The 16,638-nt window shown below is 67.3% G+C and carries 13 protein-coding genes and 3 pseudogenes; 5 read left to right on the plus strand and 11 right to left on the minus strand.

Features of this window, described 5'->3' with window-relative positions:
* Positions 1-119: 119 nt before the first annotated feature.
* The 11 genes and pseudogenes from ABFB10_RS20060 to paaZ form a co-directional block, all read right to left on the minus strand.
* Positions 120-1,550: a 3-hydroxyacyl-CoA dehydrogenase gene (locus tag ABFB10_RS20060; protein WP_347167860.1), complete on the minus strand. Its 1,431-nt coding sequence runs from the start codon at positions 1,548-1,550 to the stop codon at positions 120-122.
* A 268-nt stretch (positions 1,551-1,818) separates the two neighbouring features.
* Positions 1,819-2,271, minus strand: a pseudogene (locus ABFB10_RS20065) (enoyl-CoA hydratase/isomerase family protein); the annotation flags it as partial.
* 61 nt (positions 2,272-2,332) lie between these two features.
* Positions 2,333-2,770 carry an acyl-CoA thioesterase gene (locus ABFB10_RS20070; RefSeq protein WP_347167861.1) on the minus strand — a complete coding sequence of 146 codons (438 nt, stop codon included), beginning with the start codon at positions 2,768-2,770 and terminating at the stop codon, positions 2,333-2,335.
* Positions 2,771-2,888: 118 nt separating this feature from the next.
* Positions 2,889-4,070: a benzoyl-CoA 2,3-epoxidase subunit BoxA gene (gene boxA, locus ABFB10_RS20075; protein WP_347167862.1), complete on the minus strand. Its 1,182-nt coding sequence runs from the start codon at positions 4,068-4,070 to the stop codon at positions 2,889-2,891.
* Positions 4,067-4,234, minus strand: coding sequence for a hypothetical protein (locus ABFB10_RS20080; RefSeq protein WP_347167863.1), 168 nt, complete (start codon positions 4,232-4,234; stop codon positions 4,067-4,069). Before ABFB10_RS20080 ends, boxA begins: the two co-directional genes overlap by 4 nt.
* A 129-nt stretch (positions 4,235-4,363) precedes the next feature.
* Positions 4,364-5,815, minus strand: a complete 1,452-nt coding sequence (boxB, locus tag ABFB10_RS20085) for a benzoyl-CoA 2,3-epoxidase subunit BoxB (protein ID WP_347167864.1) — start codon at positions 5,813-5,815, stop codon at positions 4,364-4,366.
* Positions 5,816-5,884: 69 nt separating this feature from the next.
* Positions 5,885-7,543: a 2,3-epoxybenzoyl-CoA dihydrolase gene (gene boxC / locus ABFB10_RS20090; protein ID WP_347167865.1), complete on the minus strand. Its 1,659-nt coding sequence runs from the start codon at positions 7,541-7,543 to the stop codon at positions 5,885-5,887.
* Positions 7,544-7,692: 149 nt separating this feature from the next.
* Positions 7,693-8,124 carry a DUF309 domain-containing protein gene (locus tag ABFB10_RS20095; protein ID WP_347167866.1) on the minus strand — a complete coding sequence of 144 codons (432 nt, stop codon included), beginning with the start codon at positions 8,122-8,124 and terminating at the stop codon, positions 7,693-7,695.
* Entirely contained in the window at positions 8,121-8,900 is a 780-nt protein-coding gene (locus tag ABFB10_RS20100) for an alpha/beta fold hydrolase (protein WP_347167867.1), read from the minus strand. The genes ABFB10_RS20095 and ABFB10_RS20100 overlap by 4 nt, the downstream gene beginning before the upstream one ends.
* Before the next feature lie 190 nt (positions 8,901-9,090).
* On the minus strand, positions 9,091-10,668 hold the full coding sequence (locus ABFB10_RS20105) for a benzoate-CoA ligase family protein (protein WP_347167868.1): 1,578 nt from the start codon (positions 10,666-10,668) through the stop codon (positions 9,091-9,093).
* A gap of 192 nt (positions 10,669-10,860) precedes the next feature.
* Positions 10,861-12,886: pseudogene (gene paaZ / locus ABFB10_RS20110) on the minus strand (phenylacetic acid degradation bifunctional protein PaaZ).
* A gap of 87 nt (positions 12,887-12,973) precedes the next feature.
* Between paaZ and ABFB10_RS20115 the strand changes: the two are divergent.
* The 5 genes and pseudogenes from ABFB10_RS20115 (at position 12,974) to paaD (ending at position 16,631) form a co-directional block, all read left to right on the plus strand.
* Positions 12,974-13,576, plus strand: coding sequence for a TetR/AcrR family transcriptional regulator (locus tag ABFB10_RS20115; protein WP_347167869.1), 603 nt, complete (start codon positions 12,974-12,976; stop codon positions 13,574-13,576).
* Positions 13,577-13,845: 269 nt separating this feature from the next.
* A pseudogene (gene paaA, locus ABFB10_RS20120) lies at positions 13,846-14,851 on the plus strand (1,2-phenylacetyl-CoA epoxidase subunit PaaA).
* Between the two features lie 132 nt (positions 14,852-14,983).
* A complete protein-coding gene (paaB, locus tag ABFB10_RS20125) occupies positions 14,984-15,268 on the plus strand; it encodes a 1,2-phenylacetyl-CoA epoxidase subunit PaaB (RefSeq protein WP_347167870.1) in 285 nt (94 codons plus the stop codon).
* Positions 15,268-16,116: a 1,2-phenylacetyl-CoA epoxidase subunit PaaC gene (gene paaC, locus ABFB10_RS20130; protein ID WP_347167871.1), complete on the plus strand. Its 849-nt coding sequence runs from the start codon at positions 15,268-15,270 to the stop codon at positions 16,114-16,116. The genes paaB and paaC overlap by 1 nt, the downstream gene beginning before the upstream one ends.
* Positions 16,110-16,631, plus strand: a complete 522-nt coding sequence (gene paaD / locus ABFB10_RS20135; RefSeq protein WP_347167872.1) for a 1,2-phenylacetyl-CoA epoxidase subunit PaaD — start codon at positions 16,110-16,112, stop codon at positions 16,629-16,631. The genes paaC and paaD overlap by 7 nt, the downstream gene beginning before the upstream one ends.
* Positions 16,632-16,638: the final 7 nt, after the last annotated feature.

A 16,638-nucleotide genomic window follows, 5' to 3' on the forward strand; every position in this document is an offset into this window, starting at 1 on the left:
AGCGCTGTCCCCCCGTGATCGGGAGCCCCCCGGACCCGACGGGAATACTGTTTCAAAATCCATGCCCATATTGCGGCTTTTGTGACCTCCGACCGCTGGGGCAATGCCCCCGTTGGTTGTCAGCGATCCGTATCTTTCCACCATATGGCAAGATCAGTCGTTAACAATCCGTTAAAATCCAAGGGAGTCAGACGGCCCCTGCCCCGGTCAGGCCTTGCGATAGTCCGACAGCGCACACCCGGTGTCGCGGCACTGCAGCAATGGGGGCTGGGTGTCCAGACCACCGGATCCTCGGCGGCCAGTGCTTCAAGCCGCTGCACCACATGGGCGACGCCCAGCCTGTCGGCGTGCCACATCAGCCCGCCGCGCCAGCGTGGAAAGCCGTAGCCGAAAACCGTCACGAGGTCGATGTCGCGCGCCGATTGCGCAATGCCTTCGTGCAGGATGTCGGCGCCCTCGTTGATCATCGCCAGCACCAGGCGCTCGGCGATCTCGGCCTCGGTCATCTCGGTGCGGGTGATGCCCGCCAGATGCGCCTCTTCCAGCGCCAGATCGGCGACGATCGGGTCTTCGACCTTGCCGCCGCCGCCCGGGTAGCGATACCAGCCCGCGCCGGTCTTGCGGCCCAGCTTGCCCAGTTCGACCATGCGGTCGGCGATGGGAATGTAGCGCCGCGCCGGATCGCGGGTGGCGTCCTGACGGCGGCGGTTGGCATGGGCGATGTCGAGGCCGGAAAGGTCCTGCGCCTCGTAGGGGCCCATGGCGTAGCCGAAAGCCACCATGGCCTCGTCCACCTCCCACGGGGTTGCCGCATCCATGAAGACCGTGTCCGCCGCCTCGCGGTAGCGGGCGAGGATGCGGTTGCCGATGAAGCCGTCGCAGACGCCCGCCAGCACCGGCACCTTGCGCAGCCGCTTGGCCAGCGCAAAGCCGGTGGCAAGCGCCGCGTCGGAGGTCTGCGCCCCGCGCACGATCTCCAGCAGCTTCATGATATGGGCGGGGGCGAAGAAATGCAGGCCCACGAGGCGCGCGGGATCGTCGAGCACGGCGGCCATCTCGTCGATGTCGAGGTAAGAGGTATTGGTGGCAAGCACCGCCTCGGCGGGCAGCGCAGCCTGCAACGCCGACAGCACCTGTTTCTTGACCTCCATCGCCTCGAAGGCGGCCTCTATGGCAAGCGTCGCCTTGCCGGCGGCGGCATAATCGCTGGTCAGGGTCAGGCGGTCGCGGCGCGCCTCGGCGCCCGCTTCGTCGATCAGCCCGCGCTTCAGGCTGGCCGAAACGATCTTGTCGATATTGGCGCCCGCCCGCGCGACGCCCTCGGCGTCGGTTTCCAGCAGCGCGACCGAGAGGCCGGCGTTCAGAAGCGCATAGGCGATGCCCGCGCCCATGGTGCCGCCACCGACCACGGCGACGGTATCGAGCGAATGGGGCGCTGCCGCAAGGTCCGTGGGCGCCTTGGCGGCACGCTCGGCAAAGAAGATGTGCCGCAGGGCGCGGGCCTGATCGCCCTGCCGCAACGCGAGGAAGGCGGCGCGTTCGGACCGCATGGCCTCGTGGAAGGGCCTCGGTCATCCCCTCTTCGATCACATCGACGGCGCGCAGCGGGGCAATCTGGCCGGGGCTTCTGGCGGCCAGCCGCTCGCGGGCCGCTGCCAGCGCGGCGGGGTCATGGGGCGGCGGGGGCAATTCCCAGACCGGCACGCGGCAGCCCATGTCCTCGGTGTTGATCATGAAGGCCGCGTCCAGCGGGTCTTCGTCCACGTCATCCACCAGACCGGCGGCCTGCGCCGCGGCGGCAGAGACGGGCTTGCCGAGGGTGATCATCTCGAGCGCCTTTTCCAGCCCGACGATGCGTGGCAGGCGCTGCGTGCCGCCCGCGCCGGGGATCACCCCCAGCGTCACCTCGGGCAGGCCGATCTGCGCCTGGGGCGCGGCGACGCGCATCCGGCAGGCCATGGCGATCTCGGCACCGCCGCCAAGCGCGACCCCGTTGATCGCCGCGACCCAGGGCACCGGGCTGCGTTCGATGGCATCCAGCACCTCGGGCAGATGCGGCTCGGCGGGCGGGCCGTCGAATTCGCGCGCGTCGGCCCCGGCGGCAAAGGCGCGGCCCGCGCCGGTGACGATCACCCGGTCGAGCCATTCGGCCTCGGCCCATCCGACGGCGTCGAGCAGGTCCGCGCGTTCGGCCCGACCGATGGCGTTGACGGGCGGATTGTCGAGGGTGACATATCCGGTGTTGCCTTCGCGGCGGCGCGTGACGGGCATGGTCTCCTCCCTTTCCTGCTGGTTCTGTGATGGATACCCGGCCCGCGCGCAGCCTGCCGGATCAGCCCGCCGCGGTCGGCAGGTACGGCGCGATCAGGTCGCGGATCTCTTGCGGCGGTTTCTGCTTGGCAAACTTGTCGGCGGTGATGAAGACGCTGGTCGTATGGGTGGAAAAGCAGAGCTTGCCGTCCTGTTCGCCATCGACCCGGAAGGAAATCGAGGTCTCACCCAGCCGCGAGGGCCAGACGTGACAGATCAGCCTGTGGCGCGGCGTGACCGGCGCGCGGAAGCCCATCTCCAGCCGCACGAAGGGCGTGCCGAGATTGCGGTCGATCTCCATCTGGAACCAGCCGTCGCCGAGGTGTTCTTCCCACCATGCATTGATGGCGTCGAGCGCAAACCACGGCAGCCGCGCGGTATAGGCGATGCGCGCCGGGTCGCAGTCGCCCCATGTGACGCGGATCTCATGGGCATGGGCGTTGGCGGGGCGGTCTGTCATGGCGGCGTCATTCGTTTGCTGGGGCGTCGCGGGGCTCTGCCCCCGGCCCTTGCGGGCCTCCCCCGAGGGTATTTGGAGGACCAGAGAAGCAGGGGATGTGCCCGGGGGCAAGGGGGGCCTAGTAGGTTTCGACGTGGTATCGGCCTTCCTCGCGCATGCGGTCGCGCAGGGTGTGCTGTGGCTCGCCGATGCTTTCGGCGATATTGGTCATGGCCTTTTCGACGCCCTCCTCCATGCCGCGCAGCCCGCAGACATAGATATGCGTGGCGGGGTCCTTCAGGAGTTCGGCGACCTTGTCCTCTTCGCGGGCGATGGCCTGTTGCACGTATTCGCGCGCGCCCTCGCGCGAGAAGACAAGGTGCTGGTCCAGCAGGTCCTTGGGCACCTTCTTGAGCGGGCCGAAGTAGGGCAGCGATTTCTGCGTGCGGGCGCCGAAGAACATCACCATGCCGCCGGTCTTGCCGCCGGTGGTGCGCTGGCGCCGCATGGTGAAGGCGCGCATGGGCGCGGCGCCGGTGCCGGTGCAGATCATCAGCAGCCGCGCCCCCGGGTTGTCGGGCATCAGGAAGGTCGCGCCGAAGGGGCCGGTGATCTGCACCGTGTCGCCCTGTTTCAGGTCGCAGAGGTGGTTCGAGCAGAGGCCCTGCGCCTCGCGCTTCACCGTCAGCGAGACATTGTTGTAGTTCGGGCGCTCGCCGTCGCGCGGGCTGGAGATGGAATAGAGCCGCGGCAGATGCGGCTGGCCCTTGTCGTCGGTGCCGGGAGGGATGATGCCGATGCTTTGGCCTTCGAGCGCCGGGAAGGGCTGCCCGCCGAGGTCGAGGATGATGTGCCGGACGTCGTGATCGGGGTCGTCGGTGAGGCGGTAGTTGCCCTGCACCTCGGCGGTGGCGGGCTTGCCCGGCGTGTACATGTTGACCGAGGGCTTGGCCGCGCTGGCCGGGGCCTTTGCCTTGCCGCCCGCGCCCCTGTGCGCCTCTGCCAGCAGGGCTGCCATGGCCTCGTCCAATGCCTCGAGCCCGGTCTCGGCCTCGGACTGGCCGATGTCCTCCTGCTCGGGCAGTTCGGTCCACTCGAACTGCTCCTCGAGGCTGTAGGGGTCGGCCACCACGCGCCATTCGTCGATGGAGCCTGTGGGGCAGACCGGGATGCAGTCCATGCAGAAGTTGCACTTCGACGCATCCACCACGACGTTGTCGTCGTTGTGGGTGATCGCCTCGATCGGGCAGGTCATCTCGCAGGTGTAGCAGCGGATGCAGATTTCCGGGTCGATCAGGTGCTGCTTCAGGGGCTTGTTCATGAGCCGCCCCGGTTCAGCACCACCTCCGGCACACTCAGCGCCTCGATCAGCGCGGCGCAGATGCCCCGGCAGCCGGGACAGCCCAGACAGGGGCCGCTGTTCAGGATCTCTCGGGACATCTCTCTGGCATGCGGCGCGTGGCCGCAAAGACGTTTGGTCTGCATCGCGTTTCCTCCCTGTTTGGTCAGGCGGGCGCGCGGGCGCCCTGCCCTGTCGGTTCGGTCTTCGGGGTCATGCGCCCCGGCCTGAAGGCCCTGACCGAAGGCGCAGGCCCCCGATCTCAGCCCCCCAATTCAAGCCATGTGCAGCTTGACGTATTCGAAATCGCCCGGCTTGTTGTCGATCCCGACCTTGGGCGGCGCGATCCAGGACGCGTATTTCCCGGGCTCGTAGCAGGGCTTCATCAGCGAGGCGATGTAGTCGCCGTCACCCTTGGTGGGCAGCCAGTCCTTGACCTGCGCCTCCCAGTCGGTCTGGCCGATCATATTGCCCTCGGGGTCGAAATTCTTGCCCGCGAAGACGCCGATCTGGCGGTGGAAGCTCTCGTGCGGCAGCTTCAGTTCAAAGTCGATGCCGGCCTTCTGGATCGCCTTGTTCCAGCGTCCCACGCCGCCCGCCGCATCGCGGATGTAGTCGTCGCGCAGGCGCATGTTGATCGCGGTCAGCGCGGGCACCTCCTTCTGCACGGCCTTGCCGTTCTCGAAGTCCCAGACCACGTAGGTGTCGCCCTTCAGCTGGTGGTCGTCGTCGATCCGGTGCTCCATGTACCGGCCCTTGATCCCGGCGGCGAAGGCATTGGCCGCATTGGTCGAGACCTCCTGCCCGAAGAGGTCGAGCGAGAGCGTGTAGTGCAGGTTCAGCTTCTTCTGGATCGTCGGCAGGTCGATCACGTCGTAGCTGCGCACCCGGTCGATGTCATAGGGGTCGGTGATGCCGTTTTCGGTCATGACCTCGCAGGTCTTCTGGATGACGCGGCCCACACCGGTCTCGCCCACGAACATGTGGTGCGCCTCTTCGGTCAGCATGAAGCGGCAGGTGCGCGACAGCGGGTCGAAGCCGGACTGCGCAAGCGATTCAAGCTGCATCTTGCCGTCACGGTCGGTGAAATAGGTGAACATGAAGAACGACAGCCAGTCGGGCGTTTCCTCGTTGAAGGCGCCCAGCATGCGCGGCGCCTCTTCGCTGCCCGACGAGCGCACCAGCAGCGCGTCGGCCTCTTCGCGCCCATCCTTGCCGAAGTATTTCTGCAGCAGGTAAACCATGGCCCAGAGGTGGCGGCCCTCTTCGACATTGACCTGAAAGAGGTTGCGCATGTCGTAGAGCGAGGGCGCCGTCAGGCCCAGGAAGCGCTGCTGTTCAACCGAACCCGGCTCTGTGTCGCCCCGGATCACGATCAGGCGCTTGAGCATGTTGCGATACTCACCCGGCACCTCCTGCCAGGCGGGCTGGCCGGCGTGTTCGCCCATGGGGATCCTGCGATCCTCGACCTGCGGCGCCAGCAGCACGCCCCATCGGTACTCGGGCATCTTGACGTAGTCGAACTTGGCCCAGCCCTTGGGGTCGACCGAAACGGCGGTGCGCAGGTAGACCATCGACTCCTGAAAGTTCTGCGGGATCAGCCGGTTCCACCAGTCGAGATATCCGGGGTGCCATTTTTCAAGCGCCTTCAGCACCTTGCGGTCCTCGCTGAGGCCGACGTTATTGGGGATCTGGGTGTCGTAGCTGACGTTGATCAGGTCGAGCATTGGGGTCCTCCGGGGTCTCAGAGCTTTCGCCGAAAGCTCTGTCGTTCATGAATTTTCTTCGAAAATTCTTCAGACACGTTCCATGGCGTAATCGCCGCGCAGCCCGGTGCCGTAGCGTTGCAGGGCGCCGTCGGCGCCCACCGCGTTGGGCCGGTTGAAGATCCAGTTCTGCCAGGCGGTCAGGCGGTCGAAGATGCGCGTCTCCATCGTCTCGGGGCCAGCGAAGCGCAGGTTGGCCTCCATCCCGGTCATGGCGTCGGGGCTGAAGCTGGCGCGCTCTTCCATGAAGATGCGGATCTCGTCCTCCCAGTCGATGTCGTCGAGGATCATCGTGACCAGCCCCGCCGCATCGGCCTCTTCCGCCTCCAGCGGCTCGCCGATCCCGGCCTTCAGCGCCTCGACCGTCTCGGGTGTGGCAAGGAATCGGGTCTGCAGCCGCGACAGCGCGTTGCCCATCGGGTAGGTGCCGAAGTTGTCGGGCGACAGGGTGACGGTGGCGATGGGCCGGTTGTCGCCCTCGAATTCACCCTCCATCATGTAGCTGCGGTCGACGGCCCAGAGCAGTTCCGCCAGCACCCCGGCAAAACACGACCCGTGTTCGACCAGCGCCACCAGCGAGCGCGAGGTCACGTCCACACGCTTCAGCGTGCGCTTCCAGTACTGGCGCACCTCGTTGGCCAGCCAGTGCCCGGCGTTGTCCGCCAGCAGCGCCTCGTGCGCCAGCAAGGCCTCGGGGTCGCCCTGCGTGCGGATCACCCACAAGCCGCACTCCATCTCGTTCAGGCGCAGGTGCAGGATCGCGTCCTCGAACTCGCGCGCCAGCTTCAACAGGTAGGCCTGATCGCCCTGCGCCTGAAAGGACTCCATGTCGGCGGGCGCCTCCTCTTCGGGGCCCTTCAGGGTGATGACGGCCCTGCGCGCGGCGCGGTCCACCGCGACCTCGACAAGGCTGTAGCTGACCGAGCCGTCCTCGGCGATGGTCCGGTCAAGCGGCCCCAGCGTGATGCCCTGTGCGTCGCCCTTGGCCGAGGCGGCGGCGAATTCCTGTGCGCGCGCGGCAACCGCCTCGTCGAACGTCGAGTTGGGGATCACCTCGTCCACCAGCCGCCAGTCGCGGGCCCGCTTGCCGCGCACACCCTCTTCGGTCGAGCAGAAGATGTCGGCCAGATCGCGGCGCACCTTGCGCTTGTCGGTGACGCGGGTCAGCCCGCCGGTGCCGGGCAGAACCGCCAGCAGCGGCACCTCGGGCAAGGCGACGGAGGACTGCGAGTCGTCCGTCAGCATGATATGGTTGCAGGCCAGTGCCAGCTCGTAGCCGCCGCCCGCGCAGGCCCCCTTGACCGCCGCGATGTATTTCTGCCCCGAGTCCGCCTCGGCGGCCTCGAAAGCGTTGCGCGTCTCGTTGGTGAACTTGCAGAAATTGACCTTGTGGCTATGCGCCGCGCCGCCCAGCATGCGGATATTGGCCCCGGCGCAGAAGACCTTCTCCTTGCCGGACATCATCACCACGACCTTCACCTCGGGGTGTTCGAAGCGCATGCGCTGCACCACGTCGTTCAATTCGATATCGACGCCCAGATCGTAAGAGTTCAGCTTGAGCTGGTACCCCTCGAAGAGGCCGCCGTTTTCGTCCACATCCATGATCAGGCGGGCCACAGGGCCGTCGTATTCGACCTTCCAGTGGCGGTACTTCGACGGATCGGTCTGAAAATCGATGACCCTGGCCATGCGCGTCTCCTCCATTTAATATGCACTATAGAGCACCACGCAGCGCCGGTAAACAAGGATTATGCCTTTTAATGCACTCGAAACATCCGGACAAATAAAGCGATTTCATGATCTTAAAAAACACACCTAATTTAATGCATTATATTGCACTACCGCAGATCCTGCCGCAGCGCCTCCAACCGTCGCTCCAGCGACTCGAGCGATTGCCCAAGGGGCGCCTCCCCACCCGCGTGGCGCACCTCCGTGACATGGCGACCCGCCAGCGCGGCGATGCGCGCGGCAGCCTGCCGCCGCCCCATCCGCAGCTTCAGGCGCGCATTGGCAATCTGGATCAGCGCCTGAGCGACCTGCCGCGCGGCGGAATTGGGTGGACAGGCCATCCAGACCGGCTCCAGCACCTCATGCGCCTCCCAGAACAGCCCCTCATCGAGGTAATACAGCCCGGCCCGCAGGGCGTCGCAATCGGCAAGCGCGCCCTCGGACATGCCGGGGCGGACGGTGGCGCGCAGGGCCTCAAAGAGACCTTCGGGGTGACGCGGCGTCTGGCCGGGAATATAGGCCACGGGGCGCGGAAAGCTCATGCGCCGACAAGCTGGGCAGCCTCGATGCGCTCCAGCCGCGCACAGAAATCGGCGACCCCCTCCAGCACCGCCTCGGGCTGGTCCCGATGCGGTGCATGGCGGCAATCGTCGAGGATCAGCGTATCGACGGGCGCATAGGCGCGGCGCGCGATCTCGTCCACCTGCGCAAGCGTGCCATACTGGTCCTGCCGCCCCTGAACCGCCAGCGTCGGAATCCGCAGGTAGTCGATGACATCGGCCACGCTCCACGCAGGGAACGCCGGATCGAGCCAGGCCTCGCTCCAGCCGCGAAAGGCGTTGTCCGGGTCGCGGTGATACCGGGCCATGCGGTCGCGCAGGCCATCCTCATAGCCCTCGCGCGCCACGGCGATCTCGGCCAGACCCATGCCCTCGGTAAAGAAATGGGGCGCCATCAGGATCAGCCCGCGCACCCGCATGTCCGACACAGTGCCCCCGTAGATCGCGGCAATGGTCGCGCCGTCGGAATGCCCCATCAACACGCCGCGCCGAAAGCCCACGGCATCCAGCACCTGCGGCAGCACCCCTGTGGCCTCGCGGGTCATGTAGTCCAGCGGGCGTGGCAGGTCGGCGCGGTCGGACTGGCCGTAGCCCGCGCGCGAATAGGCCATGACACCGAAACCCGTGGCCTGCGACAGGCGCTGCGGAAAGTCGCGCCAGAGCGCAAGACACCCCAACCCCTCGTGCAGCAGAACGATGGTCGGCGCCTCATCCGGGGACGGGCCGAAACAACCATATTCCAGTGACTTGCCAGCCACATTTAACGTGCCACCCTCAACCCACATGCCATACTCTCCCGTTCACGCCACGCCCGGAGCAATCCCGTCGCCCGCAGAGTGTCGGCGCGGGGCGGATTGCCCTGCGCGGCACTCCCAGCGCCGAAGCACCACTCCTGAGCCAGTGAATTTATAACCTTTTCAGCCAGATACGGCACAAAGCTAACCCGGATCAGCACCGCCCCTCGCGCAGCTTGAACCGCTGGATCTTGCCCGTCGCGGTCTTCGGCAGCTCCTCCACCACCTCGACCCAGCGCGGGTACTTCCACATCCCGATCTTCTCTTTCACGAAATCCTTCAGGGCGTCGGGGTCCAGCGACTGGCCCTCTTTCAGCACCACGAAGGCCTTGGGCTTGTCCAGATCCTGATCGTCGCGCTGCGGCACCACCGCCGCCTCCAGCACCGCCGGGTGATCCACCAGCGCCTGCTCGACCTCGAAGGGAGAGACCCAGATGCCCGAAACCTTGAACATGTCGTCGGTGCGCCCGCAGTAGACGAAACGCCCCTCGGCGGTACGCTCGTATTTGTCGCCGGTGCGCGTCCAGTGCCCCTCGAAGGTCGAGCGCGACTTGTCGCGGCGGTTCCAGTAGCCCTCGGCGGCAGAGGGCCCGCGCACCAGCAATTCGCCCACCTCGCCCGGCCCGACATCCTCGTCGTGCTCGTCCACAAGGCGCACCTCGTAGCCCGGCACCGGCCTGCCGGAGGTGCCATAGACGATGTCGCCGGGCGCGTTCGACAGGAAGATGTGCAGCATCTCGGTCGAGCCGACGCCGTCGACGATCTCGGCCCCGATCAGGCGCGACCAGCGTTCGCCGACCTCGCGCGGCAGGGCCTCGCCCGCCGAGGTGCACAGGCGCAGGCCATGTTCGGGCGTGCCGCCCTGTTCAGCCGCCGCCAGCAGGGCGGCGAAGAGCGTCGGCACCCCGCAGAAGATCGTCGGGCGGTGGTCCTTCAGGATGCCGAAGGCCGCGTCCGGCGTGGGCCTGCCGCCGAAGATCACCGTGGTCGCGCCCACCGCCATGGGAAAGGACATGGCGTTCCCCAGCCCGTAGGCGAAGAACATCTTGGCCACGGAATAGACGGTATCCTCTTCGCGGATGCCCAGCACCTGCGCGCCAAAGGTGTCCGAGGTCGCCTTCAGGGAGGAATGCACGTGGCGCACCCCCTTGGGCTGCCCGGTCGAACCGGAGGAATACAGCCAGAAGGCCAGCTCGTCCTCGTGGCAGGTCACCGCCTCCTGCACCGGGGCGCCCTCGGTGAAGGCACGGAAGCTTTTCGTGCCACCGGGCGCCGCGCCGATCACGACAACCGCCCGCAGCGCGGTGTTGTCGCGGATCGCCGGTTCGACCACCTCCCAAAGCTCTTCCGAGACGACCAGCACCGTCGCGCGGCTGTCGGCGATGATCTGCTCGTAGACCGCCGAGGACAGCAGCGTGTTGATCGGCACCGGGATCGCGCCCGCCTTCATCGCGCCCCAGAAGACCACCGGGAACTCGATCTGGTCGCGGATGACCATGGCGATGCGCTCTTCGCGACGCACGGCGCTGCGGATCAGCGCCCCGGCAAACCGGCCGGAGTCCGTGGCAAGCTGGCCGTAGGTCAGGATGCGTTTCGCGCCGTCCGCCTCGACGAAGGCGGGCTTGTCGGCGCGTCCTTCGGCGATGTGGCGGTCGACGAAGTAGAGCGCGGCATTGGCGTTTGCGGCCGCGCCCTCGGCGGCGGTGATCTGGCTGGCGGCGTCAGCGTTCATCCGGATGGGCCTCCCTTCCCGTCCATCCCCGAAAGCGCGGATCGGTCCAACCGGCTCCTCTTCCGGCTGGACCCCGGCGCAGCCCGGGCTCTGGCTGATCGACCCGTAGCACCGGACAGAGGATTGTGCAAGATACTGCACCAGTTGCACGCAAGATTTTGCAACACCACTTCATCAGTGCAGTTTAGTGCATCAAATAGCCACCATGGTCAGCAGCTCGTATTCCGCCACCTGCGCGTCGTCCTGGTTGGTCATGCGCACATGCCAGCGCACCTCGCCATAATCGGCGGTGCGCGGCGTCTTGTGCAGGACGGTCAGCGCCACCTTGATGCTGTCGCCGGGGCTGACAGGCTTCATGAAGCGCAGCCCGTCCAGCCCGGTATTGGCCAGAACCGGCCCCTCGTTCGGCTCCACGAACAGCCCGGCGGCGAAGGACAGCAGCAGGTAGCCATGCGCCACACGCCCCGGGAAGAAGGGGTTCCGCTGCGCCGCGGCCTCGTCCATGTGGGCATAGAAGGTGTCGCCGGTGAAGCGGGCGAAGTGCTCGATATCCTCCAGCGTGACCGCGCGGGCGACGCTGTGCAGCACGTCGCCGGGGGCAAGGTCGCCGAAGCGGCGGGTGAAGGGATGCGTCTGCGTCTCGCGCTGCGGCGCGCCGGGGATGTAGCGCCCGGTCACGGCGGCCAGATGCGCCGGGCTGCCCTGCACGGCAGTACGCTGCATGAAGTGCTTCACGCCCCGGATGCCGCCCAGTTCCTCGCCGCCACCCGCCCGGCCCGGCCCGCCGTGGACCATATGCGGCATGGGCGCGCCGTGGCCGGTGGCCTCTGCCATGGCGTCGCGGTCGGTGAAATAGAGCCTGCCGTGGAAGGCCCCCGCCGCCAGCACCGCCTCGCGCGCGACCTGCGGGTCATGGGTGACGACAGAGGCGACGAGGCTGCCCTGCCCCCGGTTCGCCAGTGCCAGCGCGTGCGCGAGGTCGCGATAGGGCATGACGGTGGAGACGGGACCAAAGGCCTCTGTCTCATGCACCGCCGTCGCGCTGTCGGGGTCGGCGCAGTGGAACAGCATGGGGGCCATGAAGGCGCCTTTGGCCGCGTCCACCCCCTGCGGGGCGAAGCCCTCCGGCCCGCCATGGACCAGCTCTGCCTCGGCACCGATGCGCGCGGCTTTCTCCAGCACGTCGGCGCGCTGGTCCAGTGACACCAGCGCCCCCATGCGCACACCATCAAGGCGCGGATCGCCGACCACCGTCTTGCCCAGCCGCGCCGAGAGCGCCGCGATCAGCGCATCGACGCGGCCCTCGGGGGCCATGATGCGGCGGATGGCGGTGCATTTCTGTCCCGCCTTCGCGGTCATCTCGCGGCAGACCTCCTTGATGAAGGCCTCGAATTCCGGGCTGTCCGGCCCCGCGTCCGGCCCGAGGATCGAGGCGTTCAGGCTGTCCTGCTCGGCGGTGAAGGGCACCCCGTTGCGCACCAGCGCGGGCGTCTGCTTCAGCATCAGGGCGGTCTCGGCGGAGCCGGTGAAGGTGACGCAATCCTGACAATCGAGCTGGTCCAGCGTGTCGCCCAGCCCGCCCGTTACCAGTTGCAGCGCGCCCTCGGGCAGGATGCCGCTGTCGAGCATCATGCGCACGCAAAGCTCGGTCACCGGGCAGGTGACCGTCGCGGGCTTGACCACCGAGGGCACCCCCGCCAGCAGCGCGGGCGCCAGCTTTTCCAGCATCCCCCAGACCGGGAAGTTGAAGGCGTTGATATGCACCGCCACGCCCCGTCTGGATGTATAGACGTGCTGGCCCGAGGAAGGCGCCGCTGCGGCCCAGCTGCTCGACCGGGCCATCCAGCAGGATCACGTCGTCGGGCATCTCGCGCCGCCCCTTCGCGGCATAGACGAAGACCGTGCCGATGCCTCCGTCGACGTCGATCCTGTGGTCGGCGAGCGTGCCGCCGGTGCGGTACGAAATCTCGTAAAGCGCGTCGCGCCGTTCGTGCAGGTGGCCCGCCAGCGCCTTGAGCATCTTCGCGCGCTGGTGGAAGGTCATGGCCCGCAGGGCCGCGCCGCCCCGCTCCCGCGCGTAGTCCAGCATGGCGCCGACGTCGATCGCGCCATCCCCGGCCTCGGCATAGACCGCGCCGGTCACGGCGTCGGCGATGGGCCGGGCGCCTCCGCCTGCCGGGATCCACGCCCCGGCGACGTGGCTGGCAATCTTCTGCATGGCGTCCCCTCCCTCTGGTCCGGGTTTATTATTGACCGACCGGTTGGTTTTGCGCAAGGATTGCGGCGAGCAGCAGAAGGAAGAGCCGTGGCGCGCACCATCGCCAAGGACCACGACGACAAGCGTGAAGCGATCCTGAAAGGCGCCGCCCGCCTCTTTGCGGACGAGGGGTACGGGCGTGCCTCGATGGCGCAGGTGGCACAGGCCTGCGGCATCTCCAAGGCCAATATCTACCACTACTACAACAGCAAGGAGGCGCTGCTCTTCGACATCCTCGACGTGCATCTCTCGGGCCTGCGCGACCACATCGCGGGACTGGAGCACGCCAGCGCGGACCCTGAGACGCAGTTGCGGACCATCACCCGCGAGATCCTCGTCGCCTACAAGGGGCGCGATGCCGAGCACGGGGTGCAGCTGAACGCCATCCGTGCCCTGCCCGATACCCAGCAGTCCCTGCTGAAAGCTTACCAGCGCGACCTGGTGGCCCAGGTCCGCAACCGGCTGGCCCGCCTTGCCCCGCCGGCGCTGGCCGCCGACCGCAGCGCAATGCGGGCGCTGACCATGTCCTATTTCGCCATGGTCAACTGGCACTTCCAGTGGGACGGTCAGGCGGACGAAGCCGGGCGCGCGGGCTATGCAGAGACGATCTGCGACCTGCTGCTGGGCGGCATGCCACGGGTCGGTGGCTAGCCCCGGGCGGCGAAGTTCCATGGATGGAATTTGCAAGGATCGTCGACGATCCTTCCGCCGCCCCGGACTGACGTGTTACAAATTGGGTTCAGAATTTCTTTTCTCGTGACACGTTCCGTGCTATTAATCGACCGTCCGGTTGGCTGACCACCCGAGTCGCCGGACCGGGAGGAAAGACTTGACCGATGCCCGCCCCGCGCGCCCCAATGGGCGGAGGGGGCCTGCCTCTCGCGTTACGGACCCAAGGCCCCAACCCGAGGAGCACGCGCATGTACGCCCAGAACGTCCAGTCCACCGGCAAGGCCGTCCAGAGCCTCGACGAGATGTCCCCCGAAGAGCGCACCTTTCAGCAGCGCATCGACGCGGGCGAGCGTATCGAGCCCAAGGAGTGGATGCCCGAGGGCTACCGCAAGACCCTGATCCGCCAGATCGGCCAGCACGCCCATTCCGAGATCGTCGGCCAGTTGCCCGAGGGCAACTGGATCACCCGCGCCCCCACGCTGGAGCGCAAGCAGATCCTGCTGGCCAAGGTGCAGGACGAGGCGGGCCATGGCCTTTATCTCTACAGTGCCGCCGAGACCCTCGGGCGTCAGCCGCGACGAGCTGACCCGGATGCTGCTGGACGGGCGGATGAAGTATTCCTCGATCTTCAACTACCCCACCCTGACATGGGCCGACATCGGCGCGGTGGGCTGGCTGGTCGACGGTGCCGCGATCATGAACCAGGTGCCGCTGCAGCGCACCTCTTACGGCCCCTATGCCCGCGCCATGGTGCGGATCTGCAAGGAAGAGAGCTTCCACCAGCGGCAGGGTTACCACATCATGATGAAGATGGCGCAGGGCACGCCCGAGCAGAAGGAAATGGCGCAGGACGCGCTCAACCGCTTCTGGGGTCCTGCGCTGATGATGTTCGGCCCCTCCGACAAGGAATCCGTGCATTCTGCCCAGTCCATGGCGTGGAAGATCAAGATCAACACCAATGACGAGCTGCGCCAGCGCTTCGTCAACGAGACCGTGCCGCAGGCGCAGTACCTCGGGCTGACCGTGCCCGACGAGACGCTGAAGTGGAACGAGGACAAGGAAGGCTGGGACTTCGCCGAGCCCGACTGGAATGAGTTCTTCGAGGTCCTCAAGGGCAACGGCCCCTGCAACGCCGAACGCATCGCCGCGCGCCAGAAGGCGTGGAACGACGGCGCATGGTTCCGCGACGGCCTCACCGCCTATGCGGAGAAATCCGCCAGGCGCCGGGCCGGGGTCGGCCAGGCCGCAGAATGAGGCATTGACGGGTCGGGGCGGCGGCCCGCCCCGGATCGCCACCCTTCCCGCCGGGACGCCCCAGGGCACAGGGGCACGCGCCGGTACCGGACGCACACTCATGGGGGCAGAGGCCCCGTCAGGGAGGATCACATGTCCAAGGAATGGCCCCTCTGGGAGGTCTTCATCCGGGGCAGCCACGGGCTGAACCACCGCCACGTCGGCTCGCTGCATGCGCCCGACGCCGAGATGGCGATCAACAATGCCCGCGACGTCTATACCCGCCGAAAGGAGGGCGTTTCCATCTGGGTCGTCCCCTCGTCGCAGATCACCGCTTCGAAACCCTCGGACAAGGGGCCGCTCTTCGATCCGGTCGAAAGCAAGGTCTACCGCCACCCGACCTTCTACGACATCCCCGACGAAGTGGGCCACATGTGATGCCCTCGCTGCCCGATGTCATGACCCCCGATGCCCAGCGCCTCGCCGCCGAGCAGGCCCGCCCCTCGGACCCGCATCTGACGGACGTGGACCTGAAGCCCGCCTTCTTCGACTGGCTCTGCCGCATGGGCGACGCCACGCTGATCCAGGGCCACCGGCTGTCGGAATGGTGCGGCCATGCGCCGATCCTCGAAGAGGACATCGCCGTCGCCAACACCGCGCTGGACCTGATCGGCCACGCGCAGATGTGGCTGGCGCTGGCCGCCGAGGTCGAGGACGCGGACCGCGATGCAGACAGGCTGGCGTTCCGCCGTGACGCGCTGAAGTACCGCAACCCCAAGCTGGTGGAACTGCCCAATGGCGACATCGGCCACACGCTGATGCGCGCCTTTCTCTTCGACGCATGGCACTGGCTGGTGCTGAAGGCACTGACCGGCTCCTCCAGCCCGCGCGTGGCCGAGATCGCCGCAAAGGCGCTGAAAGAGGTGTCCTATCAGGTGGAGCGGACCTCGGACCTCGTGGTGCGGCTGGGCGACGGGACCGGTGAAAGCCATGCCCGGATGCAGGCGGCGCTGGACGCGCTCTGGCCCTACGCGGGCGAGTTGTTCGTCACCGACGGCATCGACAAGGCCCTGGCCGAGGCGGGCATCGCCCCCCTGCCCGAGGCCATCCTGCCCGACTGGCAGGCGCTTGTGGGCGACGTGCTGGACGAGGCGACATTGACCCCGCCCGAGACCCGCATGGACGTGCACACCGGCGGCAAGACCGGGCGGCACACGGAACATCTGGGCTTCCTGCTGGCCGAGATGCAGTTCCTGCAGCGCGCCTACCCGGACGCCACATGGTGACGGCCCTTGCCCCCCTGCGACAGGTCTGGGACTGGCTGGCAGAGGTCCCGGACCCCGAGATCCCGGTGATTTCCGTCACCGATCTCGGCATCGTGCGCGACGTTTCCTATCAGGGCGAGACGCTGGTTGTCGCCGTCACACCAACCTACTCGGGCTGTCCGGCGACCGCCGTGATCGACCTGATGATCACGGACAAGCTGCGCGCCGAGGGGGTCGAGGTGCTGCGTCTCGAACGCCGCCTTTCGCCGCCCTGGACCTCGGACTGGATCACCCCCGAAGGCCGCGACAAGCTGCGCGCCTATGGCATCGCCCCGCCCATCGACGGCACCGCGCCGGACGGGCCGACGGCCGCCCGCGCCCGCCGCCTGTCGGGGCAGTCCAACCTGACGGTCCCCTGCCCGCGCTGCGGCTCGGGCGCGACCGAGAAGATCAGCCAGCACGGCTCTACCCCCTGCAAGGCGGCCTACCGTTGCACGGATTGCCTTGAACCCTTCGACTACTTCAAGTGCCACTGAGGGAAGA

Source organism: Ponticoccus litoralis (assembly GCF_039769985.1).
In the GTDB taxonomy this organism is placed as follows: Bacteria; Pseudomonadota; Alphaproteobacteria; order Rhodobacterales; family Rhodobacteraceae; genus Ponticoccus; species Ponticoccus litoralis.

Bases quoted from the DNA above. Each gene is read 5' to 3' on its own strand.
- paaD (WP_347167872.1), top strand. From the start codon at position 16,110: ATGGTGACGGCCCTTGCCCCCCTGCGACAGGTCTGGGACTGGCTGGCA.
- boxC (WP_347167865.1), bottom strand. From the start codon at position 7,543: ATGGCCAGGGTCATCGATTTTCAGACCGATCCGTCGAAGTACCGCCAC.
- ABFB10_RS20095 (WP_347167866.1), bottom strand. From the start codon at position 8,124: ATGAGCTTTCCGCGCCCCGTGGCCTATATTCCCGGCCAGACGCCGCGT.
- boxA (WP_347167862.1), bottom strand. From the start codon at position 4,070: ATGAACAAGCCCCTGAAGCAGCACCTGATCGACCCGGAAATCTGCATC.
- paaC (WP_347167871.1), top strand. From the start codon at position 15,268: ATGCCCTCGCTGCCCGATGTCATGACCCCCGATGCCCAGCGCCTCGCC.
- ABFB10_RS20070 (WP_347167861.1), bottom strand. From the start codon at position 2,770: ATGACAGACCGCCCCGCCAACGCCCATGCCCATGAGATCCGCGTCACA.
- ABFB10_RS20080 (WP_347167863.1), bottom strand. From the start codon at position 4,234: ATGCAGACCAAACGTCTTTGCGGCCACGCGCCGCATGCCAGAGAGATG.
- ABFB10_RS20060 (WP_347167860.1), bottom strand. From the start codon at position 1,550: ATGCGGTCCGAACGCGCCGCCTTCCTCGCGTTGCGGCAGGGCGATCAG.
- paaB (WP_347167870.1), top strand. From the start codon at position 14,984: ATGTCCAAGGAATGGCCCCTCTGGGAGGTCTTCATCCGGGGCAGCCAC.
- ABFB10_RS20105 (WP_347167868.1), bottom strand. From the start codon at position 10,668: ATGAACGCTGACGCCGCCAGCCAGATCACCGCCGCCGAGGGCGCGGCC.
- boxB (WP_347167864.1), bottom strand. From the start codon at position 5,815: ATGCTCGACCTGATCAACGTCAGCTACGACACCCAGATCCCCAATAAC.